The sequence below is a fragment of the Micromonospora sp. NPDC050200 genome, assembly GCF_040656135.1.
Taxonomy (GTDB): Bacteria; Actinomycetota; Actinomycetes; order Mycobacteriales; family Micromonosporaceae; genus Micromonospora.
Genome location: NZ_JBFALG010000033.1, coordinates 1 through 22,382 on the forward strand (window position 1 = coordinate 1; position 22,382 = coordinate 22,382).

Below are 22,382 nucleotides of genomic sequence, written 5' to 3' on the forward strand. Positions count from 1 at the left end.
CCAAGCACGCGCCCGGACCAGCCACTACCGCCGCCGCACCCAACCGATCCATCAACCGGCATCTACATAACGAACCCGGGCTGCCGTACTAGCCGCAATACCGGGTGGGACTCGCGGATGTTGAACAGCAGTTGCAGCACGAGCAATATGAACGGCAACGAGAACGCGACCCATAGCCACGGCGGGACCCGCAGCTCTCGACGCAGGGTCAACAACCCAATAAACGCCACGGCCGACAACACGATAATCCGTGCTACCCAGTGGTAAAAGACCTTGTGGTATGCGCCGAAAGTAAATGCAAGGTCCCAGACGTACAAGGACGCCGGAAGGGTCGTCGCGAAGAAACCATACAGATGCTCGCGGCCGGGTCCCGCGGCGTCCCTGCCCCGCAAGAGATCGTCTTCGCGCCGTCGACGTTGTGGATCGTGGGGCATGCGGCGGGCTTCCCTTCCCGCTCCGCTCGAAACACAGCCTGCAAAGATCGCCCGGTCGATAGAGCCAGCGGCAAGCGGCCGTGCTTCCCAAGCCCGAGACGCTTCCGGATCCTGCTGGTGCTCGGTCGAGACCCGTAGGAGGCGCAGCCCAGTGACGGGCATCGTTCGTTAGGCTGCCTCAGCCGGCCGCCGGGCAGACTTGCCAGTGTGGTCTCCCTGCTGCACCATGTGCGCCAGCCTTCGTGGGAGGTGAACAATGCAGCTCGCTGGACGAGACGACTTGCTCGACGAGCTCGTCGCTGCCCTCGACGCGGGCCAGAGCCGGCTGCTCTACGGGCCGGCGGGTATCGGGAAGTCCTCCGTGATGAAGGTGGCGGCCGAACGCCTCGCGCCCGGTACGCGGATTTTGGCTGCCTGCCTGGCCGAAGTGGATTCCGAGCTGCCGTACCTGGCGCTCATTGACCTGTTCGCTGATGTGATGCCGTACGCGCAGGCGATACCGGTCCATCTGCGGGAGGCGCTCGAGGTTGCGTTGCTGCGTGCCCAGCGGATTGACGGCGTCGGTGACAAGCTGGCGATCCGGCTTGCGGTGCTTGAGCTCCTGCGGGAGTTGGCCAACCATGGACCTGTCGTTCTTGTCCTGGACGACCTGCAATGGATCGACACGGCCAGCGCCGAGGTGCTCGCCTTCGTGGCTCGCCGGTTCAACACCGCGCACGTCGCCATCCTCGCAGCCGAGCGGACCGATGATGATGGTCCGGCGGCACTGCGGTTGCCGTCGGAGATCCTCACGCCGGTGATGGTGCCACCGTTGAGTCGCCTCGCGATAACCGAGCTGATCGCCGACCGCGGTTGTGACCGCTTGCCGGCCGCTCTGGTGGAGCGGGTGTGGCAGGCCAGCGGTGGTAATCCGCTGTACGCCGAGGAGCTTGGTCGGGCTCTTGTCCGGGATTGCGGGGTCGCTACTCCGTACGTGCCGTTGCCGGTGCCGGGCACGCTGCGGCCGTTGCTGTCGCAGCGACTGCAGGGGCTGGACGAGGCGACCCGGGCGTGTCTGCTGCACGCCGCGATGATGAGCCGACCGACGCTGGAGCAGCTGAGGCGATGCGGTGTCCTTCCGGCTGACGGTCTTGATGCCGCCGAGCGCACCAGGCTCATCGAGGTCTCCGCCGACGGCGCGGTCCGCTTCACCCACCCGCTGTTTCGGGAGCTGATCTACAGCGACGCCACGGCCGGTCAGCGTCGTGCTGGCCATGCCCGGGTCGCCACCGTCATCGAGGACATGGTCGAGAAGGTGCGGCATCTGGCGCTCGGTGCCGCGGGACCGGATGAAGCGACCGCCGCGCTGGCTGATTCGGCGGCCGAAGATGCGGCGCGTCGTGGAGCGCCGGCCACGGCCGCGGCGCTGGCTCGGCTTGCCGCCCAGCAGACCCCGCCCGATAACACGGACGCCGTCGCCGCGCGGCTGCTCGCCTGCGCTCAGCACGCCTTCGCCGCAGGCCAGATGGCGGCGGCGCGTGAGGTCGCGTCGGCGTGCCTGGACACCGGTGGCACGGGATCGACTCGCGTGGCGGCCCGGCTGCTGTTGACCGAACTTTCCGGATGGGACGCCACCGCGAAGGCCCACCTGGCCGCCGCTGAACACGACGCGACAGGCGACATCGGTGCGCAGGCGCAGGTCGCCCTCTACGCGTCCGTGATCGCCTACTACGACCGGCGGCACGTCGACTCCGACCGCCTGGCCAGGGAGGCAGAAACGCTGGCGCGGCAGATCGGCGACATCGACCTGGTCATCCGGACCCTCAACCGGCAGGCCCTTGTGACGCGGGCGTTGGGGCGCGACGGTGTACACGAGATTCATGTCACAGCACGCGATATGGCCCGGGGACGCCCCATCACCGAGGCGACCGTCCGGGCGCGACAGTGGTGGGCGATGAGTTGCCTGCCCCGCGGTGAATTCAAGGCCGCCACGGACGAGATCAGCCAGCTCGAGACCGAGGTACGCGCACAGGGCGCGGTGACGCACCTCATGTATCTGCTCCAGTCGGCGGCCGTCATCTACACCCGGACGGGAAACGGGGCTGACGCGCTACGGGCGGGACGCGAATGCCGACAGCTGTTCCTCGACACCGGGCTCACCCCCTGGATCGGCCAGGTCGTCGCCGCGCAGGCCGAATGCTACGCCGGCAGCGCGGAGACCGCGGTGCGACTGGCCAAGGACGCCGCGCTGATGTGCGCCGCGGGCGGAGACCGGGAGTGGCTGGAACCCTGCCACATTTACCACGGTGAGGCCCTGCTGCTGTCCGGGCAGTACCAGGCCGCGGTCACCGCGTACGGCCACGCCCGGGAGTTGGAGGCCGCGCGTACCCTCGGGCCGCCAGCCCCGTGGCACGCCGACTACGGCGAAGCCCTGGCCCGGACCGGTCGCCTCGACGACGCCGCCGAATTCCTGCAGCAGGCGTACGACAGCGCCGTGCAAGCCAACCGGACCCTCACCCTCCTCGGGCTCGCCCGCGCCGACGCCGTACGCGCATGCTTCGCGGGGGACAGCCTCACCGCCATAGAAGCGCTGACCGCTGCCATCGGCAAGTACGCCGCCCAGTCCTATCCACTGGATGCTGCCCGCGCGTCTCTGACCCTCGGGCAGCTCCTGCGCCGAGTTCGCCGGCGGTCCGCCGCACATGACGCCATCACCCGGGCCATCGACCAGTTCAGCCAGATCGGCGCGGCACCCTGGCACGCACTCGCGGAGGCGGAACTCGACCGCCTGCACCGTGGCGCCCGACGCGGCACGGACACGAAGTCCCTCAGCGATCTCGAAAGCCAGATCGTGGAACTCATCCGGTCCGGCGCGACGAACCGCCAGATAGCCAAAGAAGTCCACCTGTCAGTCAAGGCCGTCGAGGCGAACTTGTCCCGCCTGTACCGCCGGCTCGGCGTGGCCAACAGATCCGAAATGCTGGGTTGCTGGGCTCCTGACCCTGGTGTTTCGGCAGCCGTCAACCTGCCGAACCACGGCAACGTACGCGCCACATCTTGATCATTGCCGGTAGCCGCATGCGGTGGAACGTGCCGCCGTCGACCGGGTCGACGCTCATCTCGGCGTCAGCCAAGACCAGGCGTTCACCGCGGCCGGCGGCTACGCCTCCGAGCAGGGCTCGCTCAACCTGATGCGTCCGCTTGGCCGCTGGGTAGCTCTCTCGGCCAGCGGGCGTGTGGTGGACCTGATGGTGCTGCGGCCGCCCAGGATGCCTCGCGTGCGGAGGCGACCTCGGCGGCCGCGGCGCGGTGCGGCGGTGTGGAGCTGGTCAGGCAGTCCCGCCCGGCTTGGTGAGCAGGCAGCCGGTGATGGTCAGGTCGATCTGGTTGCTGGCGTTGAGGCAGGTGGTGAACCAGTAGACCTCCTGCCCGTAGCTCTGCCCCTGGTACGCGTGCGTGGTGCCGTCGGCGTCGACCTCACAGGGGTTGTTGAGGGTGCACATTCCGCCGTTGTCGTTGCCGGTGTTGTTGATGCCGACGACCTGGCCGCTGTTGACGTCCACGATGGGTGATCCGGAGGTGCCGTGGATGGTGTCGCAGCCGGTGTTGTAGCGGATGGAGTCGTGCCAGGTCCACTGGGCTTCCTTCAGCGTGGCCACGAACCCGTTGACGCTGCAGTTCCAGGTCCGCTTCCAGTAGCTGGACGGGATGAACATGGTGCTGCCGTCGACCGGGTGGGTGTTGGTGATGGTCAGCGCGGTGACGCCGTAGGTGCTCTTCAGGGCGGCGAAGCTCTTGGTGAGGCGGTAGAGCGCGACGTCGGTGCCGGTCATCGTGGCGTAGAGCAGCTGGTCGGCGCGGACCGTACCGAGCGAGCTGCCGCTGGAGCTGAGCAGGGTGCCGGACCGCCGGCTGTTGTTGTTCTGCAGCACCACGCCGGCGGCGGGCATGCCGCCTTCGTAGCAGTGGCCGTTGGTCAGCATCATGGCGCGGTCGGTGTCGAGCGAGGTGGGGTAGCGGACCAGCGCGGCGGAGCAGTTGCTGAGGGCGATCGTGGCGGTGAGGCTGGGGGTGACCGCCGCAGCCGCCGGGGTGGCGGGGCCACTGATGACGGCTGCGCCGAGGACGGTAGCGCCGAGGATGCTGGCGATACGCCTGAGCATGAGACCTCCTGGGTGTCGGTGAGTGCCTCGAGGTGGTGCAAGGCCGGTGCGGCTGGGCCCCTACGTGGTGGGGGGTGGTGCTGGATCCGAAGGTGGCGTCAGCTGGACGGGCGGCCGCTGCCACCGGACGCCCGACGCTGGTTCCCTGGGCGCCAATGATTGGCGAATTGATATCAAGCGATCAGTTGAGCGGTCAAGGCGGGTCATGACCATGGCCGCCCTTGCCGGACCCTTGCCTCAGTCCTTCAGAGGAGCGGGCCTTCCCTTGCTCACACCCTTTCCGTTCATGTCACCTCGTGACGAGCCGGTGAAGGTGTGATGAAGATTCCTCCGCCGCGACCGTCACGAACGGTCGCCGTTGGAGGAGAGGAGCAAGCATGGGTGTACGCCTGAGGCGGATCGTGGGGGTGACCGCGTTGGTCACGCTCACCGGGCTGGCGAGCGTCACCGCCGCCCACGCGGCTGCGGATCCGCAGCAGAAGGACAACACCGCTCGTATCACTAACGACTCGGCTGGCCGGGTCACGGGTATTGCCGCGGCGGCGGGGAGGAGTTTGCGAGCGGGCCACGGTGGTGACGCTGCCGCTCAGGCCACCGCCCATCTGGGGACGTACGCCGGGCGCTTCGGCGTCGACGCGAAGGCCTTCACGATCGACAAGGTCAGCACCGTGCCGGGCGCGAGCGTGGTGCGCTTCCAGCAGTCCGTGGCAGGCGTACCGGTGCTCGGCGCCGAGTTGGTCGCCGTGCTCGACGCCGCCAACGGCCTGACGTCGCTGCACGGCCACGTCAGTACCGCGGCGAACCGCTCCGCCACGCCGGCGGTCAAGGCCGACGCGGTGCGGGGCAAGGCCCGGGCGGCGTTCGCGGCGGAGGCCGACGTGGCAGCCGACGCGCTCGTCGAGGATGCGGCGAGGCTCGCCTGGTTCGACCCGGCGATCTGGGCCGGCACCCCGTCGCAGGGCCAGGTGAAGCTGGTCTGGTCGGTGAAGGTCGAGCCCAACTCTCTTGCCGGTTGGGGTGGCGAGATCCTGTTCGACGCCGCCTCCGGCACCGAGGTGCTGCGCATCAGCCACAAGCGTGAGATCAACCGCGCGATCTGCGACGCCAAGAACACGAACGTGAGCACCAGCGCGGTCTGCGTGGCCAGGAACGCCACCCGGCTCGAGGGCGGCCCGACGTCCGCCGTCACCGACGTCAACGACGCCTACGACCTCTTCGGCGCCACGTCGTCCTACTACCAGAACAACTTCGGCTACGACCTCACGGCCAACATCGGCTCGACGAGTAACGGTGACAGCGTGCGCCGGCTCCGCGCGATCGTCCGGGCATGCTCGACGATCTACGGCTGCCCGATGGAGAACGCGTTCTGGAACGGCAAGGGCATGACCTTCGGTACCGGGTTCGCCTCGGCCGACGACGTCATCGCCCACGAGTTGACCCACGGCGTCACTCAGCACACCTCGAACCTGACCTACTCCAGCCAGAGCGGCGCGATCAACGAGTCGATCTCCGACATCTTCGGCGAGTACTCCGACCTCACCAACGGCGTGGGCAACGACAGCGCGGGGGTGCGCTGGGACATGGGTGAGGACCTGCCGGCGTCGATCGGCGTCATCCGCAGCATGTCGGACCCGACCCGGTACGCCGACCCGGATAAGGTCAGCAGCTCCTACTGGTACGTCGGCGCCAGCACGTCCGCGTACGTGCACATCAACTCGGGTGTCGGCAACAAGGCGGCCTTCCTGATGGCGGACGGCGGCACCTTCAACGGACAGACGATCACCGGTCTGGGCCTGGCCAAGGCAAGCCAGATCTGGTGGCGGGCGGAGAACACCCTCACCTCCTCGGCCACCTACGCCGAGCTCTACACGGTCCTCCCCGCCAGCTGCCGGGCGCTCGCCACCGCGGGTGTCGGGGGCGTGACCTCGGCCGACTGCGCCGAGGTGGACAAGGTCGTGAAGGCGACCGAAATGAACCTCACGCCGCGGGGCTGACGCCGTCGCCGTACGAGAGGGCAAGAACGGGCCGGGGCCGCTGATCATGTCGGCGGCCCCGGCTCATCCTGGTACATGGGCGCGCTGGCACCGCGCAAAGCCGGGCGCGCCATGGGATTGGTATTGCCCGATGGCTTGGGCAGGATCTAGCGTGGCGATGAGACGGAAACATCCAACGTCTCACTCTTGTCGGCTTCGGTGGTGAGCGCGGGAACGACCCCTCGGTTGTGCTAGCCGGCTGCGGGTTCGACCAGATGACGCCCGCAGCGCGCCGGGCAGCTCGCGGTGGCCACCTCCGATGTATCGAAGGGGAGATGCATGCACAGCAGACGAACCGTGGGAAGACGTTTGCTCGGCCTCGCTAGTGCGGCCGTTCTCGCCGTCGCGAGCCCGATACCGTTCCCCGCGCCGGCGGCCGCCGAACCGTTGCCCCTGCCGGCGATCTGGCCGACGCCACAATCGGTGCAGGACCGGTACGACATCGTGCCGGTCACGCCCACTGTCGCGCTCGTGGTCGGGTCGAAGACGGATCGCTCGGCCGTCGAGGTTGTCGAACAGGTGCTGGCCCGGGCGCAGGTGACGCAGCCCCGGGTCGTCTCCGACGCCGACCCCGAGCCGGACGCCGGGCTGATCGTCTACATCGGCGGGCCGAGTGAAAATTCCGCCTCCGACCGGGCGCTCGAGGTGATCGGCATCGCGGCCGACGCCACCGGCCTGCCGGATGAGGGTTACGTGCTGGGCATCGGTAAGGGCGGCGACGGCAAGGCACGCGTCGTCCTCGACGGCGTCGACCCCACCGGCACGTTCTACGCCGCACAGACGCTGCGCCAGCTTCTCGTGCCGCACCCGGGCCGGGACGTCTTTCCCGCCGTGACCGTCCGGGACTGGCCGGCGATGCCGCTGCGCGGCGTGATCGAGGGCTTCTACGGGCGTCCGTGGTCGCAGCAGGACCGGCTGAACCAGCTCGAGTTCTACGGCCGCACTAGGCAGAACATCTACGTCTACTCGCCGAAGGACGACCCGTACCTGCGGACCCAGTGGCGCCTGCCGTACCCGCCGGACAAGCTCGCCCCGATCCAGGACCTGGTGGCGGCGGCCGACCGCAACCATGTGGAGTTCACCTATGCGATCTCACCGGGGCTGTCCGTCTGCTACAGCTCTGCCAGTGACAAGCAGGCGCTGATCGACAAGTTCCAGTCGCTGTGGGACATCGGGGTGCGGTCGTTCGCGATCCCGTTGGACGACATCAGCTACACGAGATGGAACTGCGCGCAGGATGCGACCACGTTCGGCTCCGGCGGCGGTGCGGCCGGCGCGGCGCAGGCGTTCCTGCTCAACCGGGTGCAGCGTGACTTCATCGCCACCCACCCGGGCGCCGAGCGGCTGCAGATGGTGCCGACGGAGTACCACGACCTGAGCGACTCGCCCTACAAGACGGCGCTTCGGACGAAGCTGGACCCGGAGGTTATCGTCGAGTGGACGGGCGTCGGGGTGATCGCCCCGGTCATCACCGTCCCGCAGGCGGAGAGTGCGCGCGAGGTCTTCGGCCACGACATCCTGGTGTGGGACAACTACCCGGTCAACGACTACGTCACCGACCGGCTGCTGCTCGGCCCGTATGTCGGGCGGGAGCCCGGTGTCGAGCAGCATCTCGTCGGCGTGACCGCCAACCCGATGAACCAGGCCGAGACGTCGAAGATCGCGGAGTTCACCTCGAGTGTCTTCTTCTGGAACCCGAAGGCATACGACCCGACGGCCGCGTGGACGGCGGCGCTGCAGGACCTCGGCGGCGCCGCGTGGCCGGCCTTGCAGGTCTTCGCCGAGAACAACTACTCCTCGAGAATCGACCCGGTCGAATCGCCGACGCTCAAGCCGCTGTTGGACGCGTTCTGGTCGGCGTACGAGCAGGGCGACGGACTCGACTCCGCCGCCACGGAGCTGGCCGACTACTTCGGCCAGATGGCGGACGCTCCGGCCGCGCTGCGGTCTGGGCTGCCCAACCTGACGTTCCTCGACGAGGTGAGGCCGTGGCTGGACAAGCTCGGCCTCTACGGTCAGGCGGGTCAGCACGCGGTACGCATGCTCGTGGCGCAGCGCGCGGGCGACGGGGAGACGGCGTGGGAGCAGCGACGGGCATTCGACACGGCGCGCGCGAGCGCAAATGCGATCGGCAGGACGGTCGCGCCGGGCGTGCTACCCCCGTTCCTCGACCGGGTCGTGTCGGTGAGCGATCGCTGGTTCGGCGTGACCGGGAGGACGATGAAGGGCGCCACGTCGATGGGGCAGTACGGGAACAACTCACCGGCCAACATGGTCGACGGCGATCCCACGACGTTCTACTGGAGCAACCGCTCGGCAAAGCCCGGCGACCACGTCGGAGTCGACCTCGGATCGGTCCAGCAGATCAGCACGATCGACCTGTACATGAGCAAGCCGACCAGCCCGGCCGACTACCTCCAGCAGGGCGTTCTGGAGTTCTCCGCCGACGGATCGACGTGGACCGCCCTCGGCAGCTACGCCAACCAGCCGGAAATCCACGCCTCGGCTCCCGCCGGGACCGAGGCACGGTACGTGCGGATGCGGGCGACGGCGAGCCAGGGCAACTGGGTGGTGGTCCGGGAGTTCGAGATCGGTGTCAGCGGCAAGCTGACGGCAAGCGGCAACCCGCCGCCGGCCGCCGGATCCAGCCTGGGCAGGGCGGCGGATGGCGAAGTCGGCACGGCCTACGTCGGCGGCCGCGCACCCGAACCCGGCGAGTCGCTTCAGGTCAGCTTCTCCCCGGCCCGTCCCGTGGACCAGGTGGTGGTCCTCCAATCCGGCCCGTCCACGGCGGCGGTGCAGGTGCACCCCGTCGGCGGCGACTGGATCACCATCGGCAACATCTCCGGCGGCTACAGCCAACTCGCCGCAGGGGGCGTGCAGGCCGATGCGGTCCGGTTGGTCTGGACGGACGGCTCGCCGGCACCGCAGATCAACGAGATCATCCCGCGGTTCGCCGACAGCTCGATCGAAAGATCTTGAATGGTCAGGACCAGGGGGACCGAACCCAGGCATGACCCGGGCGGATAGCCGGTCGGGGTAGCGGGCAGGCACGGGCAGGTCGATCATCGGAGTGCTCTACGCTCTGTGACCGGCGAGGATGCCCGTGCCTGCTCTTCCATCGCTGTGGGGACCTGGAGTACCGCCATCCCAGGTGACCGGTGGATCCGGCCCGGGCGCCGCCACCAGCCCACCAACCGTCGCTCACGGAGCCAGAACGCGTCCTGTGGCAAGTACGGCGGCCAGGCTGCCGCCGAGTACCACGGCCGAGGCGGCGATGACTGGTGCCCGCCGGGCCCAAATGCGCAGCTTCGACGAGTTGGAGGCGCGGGTGTGCCGACTGGTTCTCGGCGACGTACTACGAGGTTTCTGCACCGGTCGACCCTGTGGGCCCGCCCAGCGGGGACGCGCGGGTCATGCGGGGCGGCTCGTACCTGTGCCATCACTCCTACTGCCGGCGCTATCGGGTCGCCGCCCGGTCCCGCAACACCCCTGAATCGTCCTCCGGCAACCTCGGCTTCCGGTGCGCCAACGTGGGCGGGCGCCTGACGGGGAAACCGGGTCGTTCGGGGGTGAGTTCGGGGCTCCAGGCCCTGCGGCTGGCCGCGTGCGCACCCGGCTCGCATGCCAAGGCTGTCCGCCCCCTAGACATCCAATCTTTCTCCTGTCAGATTGAGCGTCAGGCACGCCTGGCGTGACCATTCGTCGGCATCGGCCGCGAATAGACCCGATCATTGAAGCCCAGGAGTTCGTCCATGGCCCCGTACCACCCCAACCGGCGCCAAGTCCTGCGACTCGGTGGCGCGTTCGCCCTCACCCCTCTCGTTACCAAGCTCACGACGGCTCCGGCGTCTGCGGCTCCGGCCACCCGCGGGGCTTCGGCCACCGTATCGGCCGGGTTGGCGCCGGTGAATCGAACCGCGCTCGCCCGCCACTCTCTCTGGTACCGGCTCCCCGCCACGGACTGGCAGTCCCAGGCGCTGCCGATCGGCAACGGCCGGATCGGCGCCATGCTGTTCGGCCAGCCCGACCGCGAGCGGATCCAGTTCAACGAGCAGAGCCTCTGGGGTGGGGTCAACGACTACGACAACGCCCTCGCCGGCCGCCCCGACAGCGCCTTCGACACGAGCATGACCGGCTTCGGTTCCTACCGGGCCTTCGGTGACGTCGTGCTCTCCTTCGGCGCCCGGCCGGAGATCACCGCCCCCGGCGGTCCCTACACGACCGCCGCGACCGAGGGGGTGGACAAGACCGTCGACGGCGACTCGCGGACGAAATGGTGTATCGAGCGTCCCCCGTCGGAGGTGATCTGGCAGGTGGCCCTCACCGCACCCGCCGCCGTCTCGACCTATCAGCTCACGAGCGCCAACGACGTCCCCCTCCGGGACCCCCAGGCCTGGACCTTCCAGGGCTCGACGGACGGGTCCGCGTGGACCACGCTCGACACCCGTTCACTGCCCGGCCCCTTCGAGAGCCGGTTCCAGACCAAGGAGTTCACCTGCGCCAACAGCACGACCTACCGCTTCTACCGCCTCGCGTTCACGCCCCGCTCCGGGGTGAGCCACTTCCAGGTGGCCGAGATCGGGCTCGCCGGGGTCGACCTCGGTGGAGGCCGCCTCTACGTCTCATCGCCCTCCGGCCATGCCGACGGCGCCGGCACCGGCCAGGACATCTCCCGGACGGTGGACGGGGACGGCTCCACCGTGTGGCGAGCGGCCGACGCGACCGCCGGGGCGGTGTGGCAGGCCGACCTGGCGTCAGCTGCGACGGTCACCGGCTACAGCCTCACGGCCGCGCCGGACACGCCTGACGAGGACCCCGGTTCGTGGATCCTTGAGGGCTCCACCGACGGCCAGGAGTGGACGCTGCTTGACGAGCGCGACGCCCAACCCGCCCTAGACCGCGGCGAGCGTCGACAGTTCACCGTCGGCACGCCCAAGGCGTTCATCAGGTACCGTCTGACGCTACGGCCGGCGTCCGGGTCCTCGGTCGTGCGCGTGGCCGAGATCCGCCTCGTCGGCACCGGATTCGACACGGCGACGCTCGGCCCGGTGGTCGAGTACCGCCGGGCGCTCGACCTTGAGTCCGGGATCCACGCCACGTGGTTCGGCTCCCCCGGACAGCGGGTCCTGCGGGAGGCGTTCGCCAGCCGATCCGCCGACCTGCTCGTGCTGCGCTACGAGGCCGAGCGCGCCGGCGCGCTCGACTGCGACATCGCCCTCACCTCCGCGCAGGGTGCGTCCGCGACGGTCGACGCAGCAGCGCGGACCGTCGGATTCCGCGGCACCATGGGAAACGGCCTGAAGCACGCCGCCGTCCTCCGGGTGGCCGAAACCGACGGCTCCGTGACCGGCACGGGTTCCCAGCTCCGGGTGCGATCGGCGACGCGCCTGACCCTGCTCCTCGACGCGCGCACCGACTACAAGCTCGACGCCGCCGCACAGTGGCGCGGACCGGACCCCCAGCCCGCGATCATGACCGCCCTCGACGCGGCAGCCGCGCAGTCCTATGAGGCCCTGCGCGGGATGCACGTCGCCGAGACCCGCGCCGTGGCCGAGCGCGTCTCCGTGAACTGGGGGCGCACCGACGACGAGGTCACCGCCCTCCCGACTGACGCACGGCTCGCCCGTTACGGCACCGGCAAGTCCGACCCTGGGCTCGAGCAGACCATGTTCGTCCTCGGCCGGTACCTGCTCCACAGCTCCTCGAGGCCAGGCGGCCTGCCCGCCAACCTCCAGGGGCTCTGGAACGACAGTAACCAGCCCCCGTGGGCGTCGGACTACCACACGAACATCAACATCCAGATGAACTACTGGGGCGCGGAGACGACCAACCTCAGCGAGAGCCATGCGGCTCTTGTCGAGTTCGTGCGCCAGGTGGCGGTGCCGAGCCGTGTCGCGACCCGCAACGCCTTCGGTGCCGAGACCCGAGGTTGGACGGCTCGCACGAGCCAGAGCATCTTCGGGGGCAATGCGTGGGAGTGGAACACCGTCGCCAGCGCCTGGTACGCGCAGCACCTGTATGAGCACTGGGCCTTCACCCAGGACCTTACCTACCTGCGCCGCATCGCCTACCCGATGATCAAGGAGATCTGCCAGTTCTGGGAGGACCGGCTCGTCGAGAACGAGGCCGGCCAGCTCGTCTCCCCCGACGGGTGGTCGCCCGAGCACGGCCCGCGCGAGGACGGCGTGATGTACGACCAGCAGATCATCTGGGACCTCTTCCAGAACTATCTCGACTGCGCGGCGGCGATCGACGTCGACCCCGAGTACCGGGCCACCATCGCCGACATGCAGTCCCGGCTCGCGCCCAACAAGATCGGCCGGTGGGGCCAGCTGCAGGAGTGGCAGACCGACCGTGACGACCCGAACGACATCCACCGCCACACCTCGCACCTGTTCGCGGTGTTCCCGGGCCGCCAGATCACGCCCGACGCGTCGCCCGAACTCGCGGCAGCCGCACTCGTCTCGCTCAAGGCGCGGTGTGGCGAGCGCGAGGGAATCCCGTTCAGCGAGGCCACCGTCTCCGGCGACAGCCGCCGGTCGTGGACCTGGCCCTGGCGGGCCGCGGTGTTCGCGCGTCTCGGTGACGCCGAGCGGGCGCGGTACATGCTCCGGGGCCTCCTGCGGTACAACACGCTGAAGAACCTCTTCTGCAACCACCCGCCGTTCCAGATGGACGGCAACTTCGGCATCACCGGTGCGATCGCCGAGATGCTCCTGCAGAGCCACGAGGAGGTCATCCACCTGCTGCCGGCGCTGCCGAAGGACTGGGCCGACGGCTCGTTCACGGGTCTGCGTGCCCGTGGCGGCTACGAGGTCAGCTGCACCTGGCGCGACGGGCGCGTCACGGACTTCACGGTCGTGGCCGACCGGGCGCGCGACCAGGGCCCCGTCATCGTCCGCGTCAACGGCGAGGACGTGCGGGTCAAGCCGGTGAACCCGCGCGAGCGCGGGCTTCGCTGACCCCTGCATGCACCACTTCCCAGCCCCGGGCCCGTGGACGCCGTCCGGCGACCACGGGCCCGGGGCGTCATCCGATGAATGCGTAGCCAAGCCGGGCGCCGCCCCAGGCGTCACGGCGTCCGCGAGGTGTGGCGGGCGGTTGCGTCTGCCATGCCGGCGGCCTTGGCTACGCCACCCATCGACATCAGGGATGATGCCGAGATTCTTGATATCGACGTGGACCAGGTCACCGGGGCTGACGTGCTCGTAGCGGCGGACGGGTCGTCCGGTGGCCCGGTCCAGGTGCGTCAGTCGGGCGACCCGGGCCCGGCGCAGGATCGCATGGCACGTCGACGCCGGCATGGCGAGCCGACCGGCGATACGCGCAGGCCCAAACCGCTTCTTCACCCGTAAGGGGCCGCGCAGAATGGTTGGTGATCATCGGCGGCGGGTGAGGCGGGTGTCCCACCGGTAGAGGGTCCATGATCGGCGGATGAGGCTACGGATGGTGATGATCGTGTCGGCGAGGTCGAAGAACGCGTCGATGACGGGTTCGGTTCGTTCGTAGCAGCGTTGCAGGCGGTTGAACGCGTTGTGCCAGGCGTTTGTTCGTTCGACGTGCCAGCGTTGGCTTGCCTGGATGGGTGCCTTGACTCCCTTGTGGGCGATCTTGCCGGTCAGGCCGCGTTCGGTCAGCAGGGTCCGGGTGGCCGCCGAGTCGTACCCGGCGTCGAGGTGGACGGTGACGTCATCGGGCAGTGGTCCCAGGTCATCGAGTCGGTCGAGGGTGGGTGCGAGTAGCGGTGAGTCGTGCCGGTTCGCGCCGGCCAGTACCCGGCCAAGGGGGATGCCGTAGCCGTCGACCATTGATGAGCGTTTCATGCCTTGTTTGCCCCGGTCTACGGGAGAGCGGCCGGCGCAGGCGCCGCCGCCGGGGGCCTTGGTGATACAGCCGTCAACGGCGATGTCATCCAGGAGCAGGCCGACGAGACGGTCGTAGGCGTCCAGCGCGATCTGTTTGAGCTGGGCGAACATCCCGGCGGTGATTCACTCGTCGCGGCGGTTGCGGATCGTCGTGGCCGAGTAGGTGGCGTCGGCGATCGCCTCGTAGGAGCAGCCGAAACGCAGCACCTGGATCAGCTTGTCGAACACGATCCGGTCATCGACGTGTCGCCGGTGGCAGCCAAGGGGATGTGTCGGCTGGTAGGTCGGCCGTTCGGGTAGCAGCGCGGCGAATTGGACCCACAGTGGTTCGATCAGCCATGCTGGGATGGCAGGCACAGGCTCTCCAAACGATCACGAAGCGTAAGCAACCCGCCTCGGGGCCGGTGAGGGCGGCTGGATCGAGATTCACCATGCCCGCGACACCCTCGGCCCGGTAGCGGTCGGCCCACCGTTTCGCGGTGTTTACGCAGACCTGGAACCGTTCCGCGACCCGCCGAAGCGGCCACCACCCGTCGTGCAGCCCCTGCCAACAACGTCAATGGACGAAGAAGCTGGATCCTATATCTTGTGCGATCTATCCTAAGTCTCTAGGTTTGGCTGAACGCCGACGCAAGTCAGCTTCATCGATGCGTTGCGGCCTGGTACCCGCGTCCAAGGCATCGGGAGGGATGACCGCTCATCGGCCGTGTCCAGGTGCTTCGCATCAGACACCCCGGATCCGAATCGGAAGGAATATCGCTGGGATCGGGCATAGGGCATGACCTCGAGCCGGCTCGCTGCCGTGAGGAGAACCCCGCAGGTCGCCAGCATGGACAGCTGCCGGCCGCCTACGGGGAGATCAAACAGGCCGTCGCCAGGAAGGTCCGAAGCCTTCCCGCCGCAACACCCAGAGGCCATCCAACACAATAGAAGGAGGAGAAATGTTACCCAAGCGGAACCCGCGCAGGCGTTGGCGACGCGTGTTCGGAGTCGGGGTCTCATCTATCACTGTGCTGGTCAGCTCGACGGCGATCGCCGCGCCGGCAATGAGCCAAGCGGTTAGCACGCTGCCAGCACTCACGGTGGCGACGGATGGATCGGCGCAGGACGCCGACCACAGTGGGATGACGCTGTGGTACGACGAGCCCGCCACAGACTGGCAGTCCCAGTCACTACCGATCGGCGACGGGGCCCTCGGTGCAACCGTCTTTGGTGGTATCGGTACCGAACGGCTGCAGTTCAACGAGAAAACCCTGTGGACGGGTGGACCGGGATCCGCCCAGGGCTACAACTTCGGCAACTGGAAGTCTCCACGGCCGAACGCTATGCAGGAAGTCCAAGACAAGGTCAACGCCGACAAGCGAGCGAGCCCCGGGTGGGTGGTGGGCAAACTCGGCCAGCCGAGGGCTGGATATGGCGCCAACCAGACGTTTGGGGAGCTACGGCTGACTCAATTCAGCGCTCCGAGTGCGGTCACCGATTATCGCCGCACGCTCGATATTGCCGACGCCATCGCTGGTGTCACCTACGAAGGCGGCGGGGTCCGCTTCACCCGCGAGTACTTCGCCTCAGCGGTCGATGACGTGATCGTCGCACGGTTCGGCGCAGACCAGCCGGGGTCGATCGGCTTCACCATCGCCATCACCGCACCCGAGAACCGCAGCAAGAGCATCACCGCCAAGGACGGCCGGATCAACCTGACGGGCGCGCTGAATGACAACGGCATGCGCTTCGAGTCGCAGATCCAGGTCCTGAATATCGGCGGCCAGCGGACTGACAATGGCGACGGTTCGGTGACGGTGAAGGACGCCGACAAGGTCGTCCTCCTGCTTGCCGCTGGGACGGACTACTCGGACAAGTACCCGAAGTACCGCACCGTGCACCCGCATGACGCGGTCACCGGTCGCATTGATGCCGCAGCCGGGAAGTCGTTCGACCAGCTGAAAGCGGCGCATACTGCGGACTACCGCGCGCTGTTTGACCGCGTACGGCTTGACGTCGGCCAGCAGATGCCGCAGATCCCGACAGATGACCTACTCAAGGGCTACCGTGACGGCTCGGCGTCGGCGGAAGCGCGCAAGGCGCTCGAGGTCCTGTACTTCCAGTACGGCAGGTATCTCCTCATCGCGTCGTCGCGCGGCGGCTCACTGCCCGCAAACCTGCAGGGGGTGTGGAATAACTCCACCTCCCCGCCTTGGTCAGCGGACTACCACACGAACATCAACCTGCAGATGAACTACTGGCCGGCCGAGACCACCAACCTGTCCGAAACCACGGCTCCGCTGTTCGACTTCGTTGACGCGCTGGTGGCCCCCGGAGAGGTGACCGCCAAGGAGATGTTCGGCAACCGCGGCTGGGTCGTGCACAACGAGACCAATCCGTTCGGGTTCACCGGCGTGCACGACTGGGCGACCGCGTTCTGGTTCCCCGAGGCCGGCGCGTGGCTGGCGCGACACTACTGGGAGCACTACCTGTTCACCCGCGACGAGCAGTTCCTGCGTGACCGTGCCTACCCGATGCTCAAGTCACTGTCGCAGTTCTGGCTCGACGAGCTGGTCACAGACCCACGCGACGGGAAGCTTGTGGTGAACCCGAGCTACTCGCCGGAGCACGGTGACTACTCTGCTGGTGCCTCGATGTCCCAGCAGATCGTGTGGGATCTGCTGACTAACACCACCGAGGCAGCGAAGATCGTCGGCGACACGAGCGAGTTCACCACCGAGCTCGCCGGCACCCTCGCGCGACTCGATCCCGGCCTGCGGATCGGGTCGTGGGGTCAGTTGCAGGAGTGGAAGGAAGACTGGGACAACCCCAACGACCAGCACCGGCACGTCTCGCACCTGTTCGCCCTGTATCCGGGCAGCCAGATCACGCCCGCGAACGATTCCCAGTACGCGGACGCGGCCGCGGTCTCGTTGCGGGCGCGCGGGGATGGGGAGGCAGTCGGATGGAGCAAGGCATGGAAGGTCAACTTCTGGGCCAGGCTGCTCGATGGGAACAACTCGCACAAGAACCTGTCGGCGTTGCTCAAGACCAACACCTTCCCGAATCTTTGGGACAACTGCTGCGGTCCGTTCCAGATCGACGGCAACTTCGGTGCGACAGCCGGGATCGCCGAGATGCTCCTGCAGAGCCACGCCGGCACGATTGACATCCTGCCTGCCCTACCAGACTTCTGGCGGGACGGGTCGGTCGACGGTCTCCCCGCCAGGGGAGCGTTCACGGTCGGCGTGACCTGGCAATCCGGCATCGCGTCGCAGATCCGGATCACCTCCGACAAGGGTGGGGTCGCCAGGCTGCGCAGCGACATGTTCAACGGCAAGGTGTTCGTCTACCGCAGCGACGGAAAGCCGACGGACTACGAGGTCAAGGATGGCATCCTCACCCTGCCCACCAAGGCAGGCGAGGAGTACCGCATTGTCGCTCAGGCGGCGGTCGCGGTCGCGGCGCCCGACGGCGTGCGGGCGCCCGGCTCCGAAATCCCGGTCACCGTCGCGCTGTCGGCCGCGGATCGGCAGGTCATCCCGGCAACCATCACGACGCTCGAGGTACCCGACGGTTGGGCCGTCGCGCCGGCGACAGTTCGTTCCGCGCCCCTGAAGCTGGGCGAGAGCCGGACTCTGAAGTTCACCGTGACGGTGCCGCGCGACGCCGCTGACGGCAACTACCGGATCACAGCCGCGGTTTCCACAGACGAGTGGACGGTACGGGCGCCGGCGCCCATCGACGTCCTTCGCGAGAACCTCGCGCTCCGTAAGCCGGCAGAACAGTCCAGTACCTACCCCTCTGGAGGAGGAGTGGCCTCCCGTGCCGTCGACGGCAACACCGACGGCAACTTCTCCAGCAATTCGGTCACCCACACGAACCTCGATAATCAGCCGTGGTGGCAGGTTGACCTCGGCGCATCCCAGGACGTCGGGGAGATTCTGGTGTGGAACCGCACGGACTGCTGCTCCGCGCGCCTCAGCGACTTCTACGTCCTCGTTTCCGACTCGCCGTTCACCAGTACGTCATTGGAGGCGACACTCCAGCAGCCCGGAGTACACGCCTTCCGATACGCCGGCACCGCCGGCACGCCGACCCACATCAACGTCGGCAAATCAGGTCGCTACGTGAGGGTGCAACTCACCTCCGCGAGCAACTATCTGTCACTGGCCGAAGTGCAGGTGTACAGGCCCTAGGTGGGCTGCCGACCGGCAGCGGAAGCTGGCCCGGAGCAGGTGGATCACGCAGGTTTGCGGGGCTGACGCCGTCGTACGAGAGGGCAAAGCGGGCCGGGGCCGCCGATCATGTCAGCGGCCCCAGCTCGTCCTGCCCGACAGGTGGACAATGCAGATCGTTCGACGGCGGCGGATTTCCACCGGGCTGCCACAAAAGGTTCGGCAGCAGCAGCGGCGACGCCGGCGCCCTGCCGCGGCGACTGCCTGGGGCTACCACTCCGATATGAAGGGCACCTGCTTCTCGTCGATGGTTGCGTCACGGAACTCGAACGGCTGATCGGGTCCCGGATTTTCCACCTCTGCCATGACGCCGAATCGGGCCTGCCCGAGCCGCGCCGCGGAGATCGGTGACCCGATCGGTGTGAAGTCCAGGCCGTCGGTCGACAAGGAGGCGATGACCGTGTCGCCGGTACGGGCGAGTCGCAGCCAGAGTGCGGACTGATCCGGGTCGGCGATCCGTCGGCTTTCCTCCGGCTGTCCGGCGGACTCGGTCACGACCGTGACGGTGGGAGTTCCGTTGTTGTGCTTGCGCTGCAGAGCGATGTAGTCGTTGTCGCCGCGGTAGAGCAGCAGGCCCGCCTCCATGTAGCCGCGCTGGGTCTTACCGACCGTCTTCACGGTCGCCGTTCCCTCGCCGCCGCCGACCGGGGTCAGCACGATGTTGCGAGCCGTGTTCGTGCCGGCCCAGAGGAACCCGCTGCCAGTCGGGGTGAGCGACAGGGCTCCGTCGGGCAGAACCGTGCGCTTGCTCGGGGTGTCGCGCAGCACGGTCCAGGAGTCGGAGAGGGCGGGCGTCTTGGCGCAATCGGGTGATGCCGGGTCGCCGTCAACGGTCATCGTCAGGGCGCTGGAGACCAGGTGGCCGACTTCCGTCTTGACGATCGCCGTCACCTCCGTGCGACCTGCGGCGATCGCCGTCACCGTGCCGTCGGGTTCGACCTTCAGCACCTGCGGATCACTTGATCGGAACTTCGGTGCCTCAACCACCGGAAGAAGGTTGTCCTGCCCGAACCGGATGCCGTCCCCGTCCGCGGTGACCTGGTCGGCTTGCGTCGTCTCGAGGTCTGCTCGCAGGTTCAGTCCGTTGTCGTACCGGTTGTCCTCGATGAGGACGTCACTCACGCCGCGGAGGCGGAACATGGGCGTGGTGTAGGGACCGCCGGCCGCGACGGCGCGGATCTGCGTCGTGGCGCCCACTGCGGGACACCGGTTCTTGGCTTGCACAGCCACGAGCCGGTCGCGGTCGACGCGGCTGACGTCGTTGCCGAGGAACGTGAGGCCGCGGACGCTTTTGGCGTTCACCAGTTGGACGTCGCCGACACGGAATTCGTTGTGTTCGATGCGGATCCCTTGGTGCACCGGGTTCTCGGGGTCGAGCACCTGGTTGGTCGGCTCAACGAAGATCACCGGGCTGGCCGGCCGGAGGAAGGTGTTGCGCCGAATGCGCACATCGCGCACCGGCCCCGACTCGTACCACTGGTATGCGTCTGAGGAGATGAACACGCTTGCCATGGACATGCCGTCGAAGACGTTGTCCTCGATGACGACGGGCCGCCGAGTCGTGACGAGGATTCCGCGGGTCGGCACGTTCCGGAAGGTGTTGCCGGCGATCCGTGCCGAGGGCGTGTACGTCGTGTTCTCGACGACGAAACCGCCTGCGCCGACGATGTCGGGGATCGCCCGGTCGAATGTCACCGTCATCGTCGTCAGCGGCTTGTCGTGGTCCTGCCCGGAAGGTCCGTCGACGCTGCGGACCGTGGCGGTGCCGCCGGGTACGGCTGACATGGTGCGCTTCTCGACGAACTCGACCTGGTCGCCTGGATGGAACTGGGGGAAGCCCGCGGTCTCGTGGTGCATGTAGGACAGCACCAACGTGTCCGGCCCGAGCCGCTGGGCCACCTGGACGTACGTACCGTGGATGTTGATGGGGTCGTCATGCGGTCCGTCGAAGATGTTGTTCGTGATGGTCACGGCGCCCTTGACCCCGGACATTTGGATGAAGTCGGCGAAGGCTGCGGTGGTGCGTCCGGTGGCGGCGTCGGTGCGGAACTCGTTGCCGTCGATGGTGATGTTCTCGCTCAGTTGCCCGACGATGCCGAAGCCGTGCAGGTAGCGGGCCGCGAGCCCGCGGAGAGTCACGTCGCTCGACTCCCAGATGAACCCGGCTGCGGTATCTCGCGTCGTCTGCCGCATCTGATAGACCAGTCCGCGGTCGGACGGCGCGGTGGAGGACCGGTAGTCGATGCGGATGCGGCCGCCGCCGAGGTCGGTGACCGCTGCCACGTTCCGGAAGAGCGGGTTTGCGCCGCGCCAGGTGCGCTGCGCTTCGGGGTCGTGGATCTGGGAGTACTGCATCCCGTCGACGCCGCTCCAATAGGGCTGGCCAGTCGTCGGGCTCGTCTCGCCGAGCCAGGTCACATGGTTGTCGGCGACGCGGTACAGCGTCCCCGGCGGGAGGCCGAGGATTCGGTATCCCATGCCGTTGGCGGTGCCCGTTTCGGTCACCGTGGCGTCGATGACCTTGGGGGTCGTGTAGTCGAAGCTGAAGTTGGTCGCGGTGACGCGCTGCGACCGGACGACCGCGAAGGCGCTCATCAGCCCGTGGAATTGCAGGTGCGATCCGTCACCGTCGATCACGATGTCGGTCATGTCCTCGATGAGGAGGCCGATCTGCTTGGTGCGGTAGCGCTGGTCGGCGCCGACGGTGTTGGAGATGTAGAGCTCACGCGATTCGACCTGCTCGGGATAGAGCTGGTACGTGCCGCGGGGAAAGAGCACGCGGACCGGGCCATCGACCGACTTGGCATGCCTCAACGCGGCGGCCACGGCGGCGGCGCTGTCGGCTCGCCCGGTCGGGTCCGCGCCGAAGTCGGTCACTCGGACGACCGTTGCCGATGCCTCCTTCGCTGATGCCCCCTGCGCAGGCAGGGCCGCAGCCGGCCCGAGCAGGGCTACCGTTGCCGCGATCACCGAACCAATCAGCCAGGACCTCGGATGTCTGTGTGTCCTTTCGAAGGGGGTGCGCATCACTATCTCCCATCAAATCGGCCAACGTGTCGTCGTTCGAGCGATGAGGCCCAGCCGTGCTAGCGTAAACGTCCCATGTCTATGGAAGTGCGTCAACCAGCGCCCCCGCCAACTCCGCAGTGGACCGGGTGGCCGAGTGTGACGGTTCGTCGTCCTGGTGGACAGCGCTGACGCCTTCCGTGCGGGCGGGTCGAAGACGCGTCCCTCGACGACCTGGGGGCGGCGTAGCGGCCGAGCGCGATGACAGCGAAGCGGCTGTCGATGTTGATGTGCCCGTCATGGCTCATGCGCCGCGACGAGGTTGCCGTCGCCGTGGCGGCGTAGCTGATGCCGTTGGCCACAACCTGGATCGATCGGCTGGATCCTATATCTTGCGCGATCTATGACGAGCCCTTAGGGTTGGCGGAACGCTGACGAAAACCAGGATCATCGATGTGTGCCGCGCCGGGGTGATCGTCCGCGGGTGCCCGGCGAACGGCTGCTCACCAGGTGGGTTCAGGTGCACGGCGTCGACGCCTATCGACCCGGGTCAGGAGGGAAGATCGCGGTCAACGAAGTCCAGGTCTTCCCGCCAGACGACTGATCGGGGTGCCTCGACCGTGGCGGCACGGCTTGGGCCGCCACGGAAACCCGCCCGGCCCGAACCCACAGCGTCGCC

General features: G+C 67.9%; 9 protein-coding genes and 2 pseudogenes. 6 read left to right on the forward strand and 5 right to left on the reverse strand.

From position 1 onward, the window contains the following. Positions 1–62: 62 nt before the first annotated feature. Positions 63–596 carry a hypothetical protein gene (locus AB0I41_RS21595; RefSeq protein WP_357110288.1) on the reverse strand — a complete coding sequence of 178 codons (534 nt, stop codon included), beginning with the start codon at positions 594–596 and terminating at the stop codon, positions 63–65. Between the two features lie 94 nt (positions 597–690). Here AB0I41_RS21595 and AB0I41_RS21600 point away from each other — a divergent pair, with 94 nt between their 5' ends. Then, positions 691–3,474 (forward strand): AAA family ATPase, encoded by a 2,784-nt coding sequence (locus AB0I41_RS21600; protein WP_357110290.1) that lies wholly within the window; start codon positions 691–693, stop codon positions 3,472–3,474. Between the two features lie 268 nt (positions 3,475–3,742). Here AB0I41_RS21600 and AB0I41_RS21605 read toward each other — a convergent pair whose 3' ends face one another. Next, positions 3,743–4,576: a serine protease gene (locus AB0I41_RS21605; protein ID WP_357110293.1), complete on the reverse strand. Its 834-nt coding sequence runs from the start codon at positions 4,574–4,576 to the stop codon at positions 3,743–3,745. 377 nt (positions 4,577–4,953) lie between these two features. On the opposite strand from AB0I41_RS21605, the gene AB0I41_RS21610 reads away from it, so the two are divergent. The 4 genes from AB0I41_RS21610 (at position 4,954) to AB0I41_RS21625 (ending at position 13,574) form a co-directional block, all read left to right on the forward strand. Further along, the gene (locus tag AB0I41_RS21610; RefSeq protein ID WP_357110296.1) at positions 4,954–6,570 is read left to right on the forward strand and encodes a M4 family metallopeptidase; all 1,617 of its coding nucleotides are present in this window, start codon (positions 4,954–4,956) and stop codon (positions 6,568–6,570) included. A gap of 318 nt (positions 6,571–6,888) precedes the next feature. Beyond that, a complete protein-coding gene (locus AB0I41_RS21615; protein ID WP_357110299.1) occupies positions 6,889–9,591 on the forward strand; it encodes a beta-N-acetylglucosaminidase domain-containing protein in 2,703 nt (900 codons plus the stop codon). A 302-nt stretch (positions 9,592–9,893) separates the two neighbouring features. Beyond that, entirely contained in the window at positions 9,894–10,307 is a 414-nt protein-coding gene (locus AB0I41_RS21620) for an SUMF1/EgtB/PvdO family nonheme iron enzyme (RefSeq protein WP_357110302.1), read from the forward strand. A 210-nt stretch (positions 10,308–10,517) separates the two neighbouring features. Further along, the gene (locus tag AB0I41_RS21625; RefSeq protein ID WP_357110305.1) at positions 10,518–13,574 is read left to right on the forward strand and encodes a glycoside hydrolase N-terminal domain-containing protein; all 3,057 of its coding nucleotides are present in this window, start codon (positions 10,518–10,520) and stop codon (positions 13,572–13,574) included. 417 nt (positions 13,575–13,991) lie between these two features. Here AB0I41_RS21625 and AB0I41_RS21630 read toward each other — a convergent pair. Both AB0I41_RS21630 and AB0I41_RS21635 read right to left on the reverse strand, forming a co-directional pair. Then, positions 13,992–14,834: pseudogene (locus tag AB0I41_RS21630) on the reverse strand (IS5 family transposase). Between the two features lie 44 nt (positions 14,835–14,878). Then, positions 14,879–15,018, reverse strand: a pseudogene (locus AB0I41_RS21635) (leucine zipper domain-containing protein); the annotation flags it as partial. Positions 15,019–15,487: 469 nt separating this feature from the next. Here AB0I41_RS21635 and AB0I41_RS21640 point away from each other — a divergent pair. Further along, positions 15,488–18,658, forward strand: a complete 3,171-nt coding sequence (locus AB0I41_RS21640; RefSeq protein ID WP_357110307.1) for a glycoside hydrolase N-terminal domain-containing protein — start codon at positions 15,488–15,490, stop codon at positions 18,656–18,658. Positions 18,659–18,907: 249 nt separating this feature from the next. On the opposite strand, the gene AB0I41_RS21645 is transcribed toward AB0I41_RS21640, so the two are convergent. Further along, positions 18,908–21,574, reverse strand: a complete 2,667-nt coding sequence (locus AB0I41_RS21645; RefSeq protein ID WP_357110310.1) for a DUF1349 domain-containing protein — start codon at positions 21,572–21,574, stop codon at positions 18,908–18,910. Positions 21,575–22,382 lie beyond the last annotated feature (808 nt).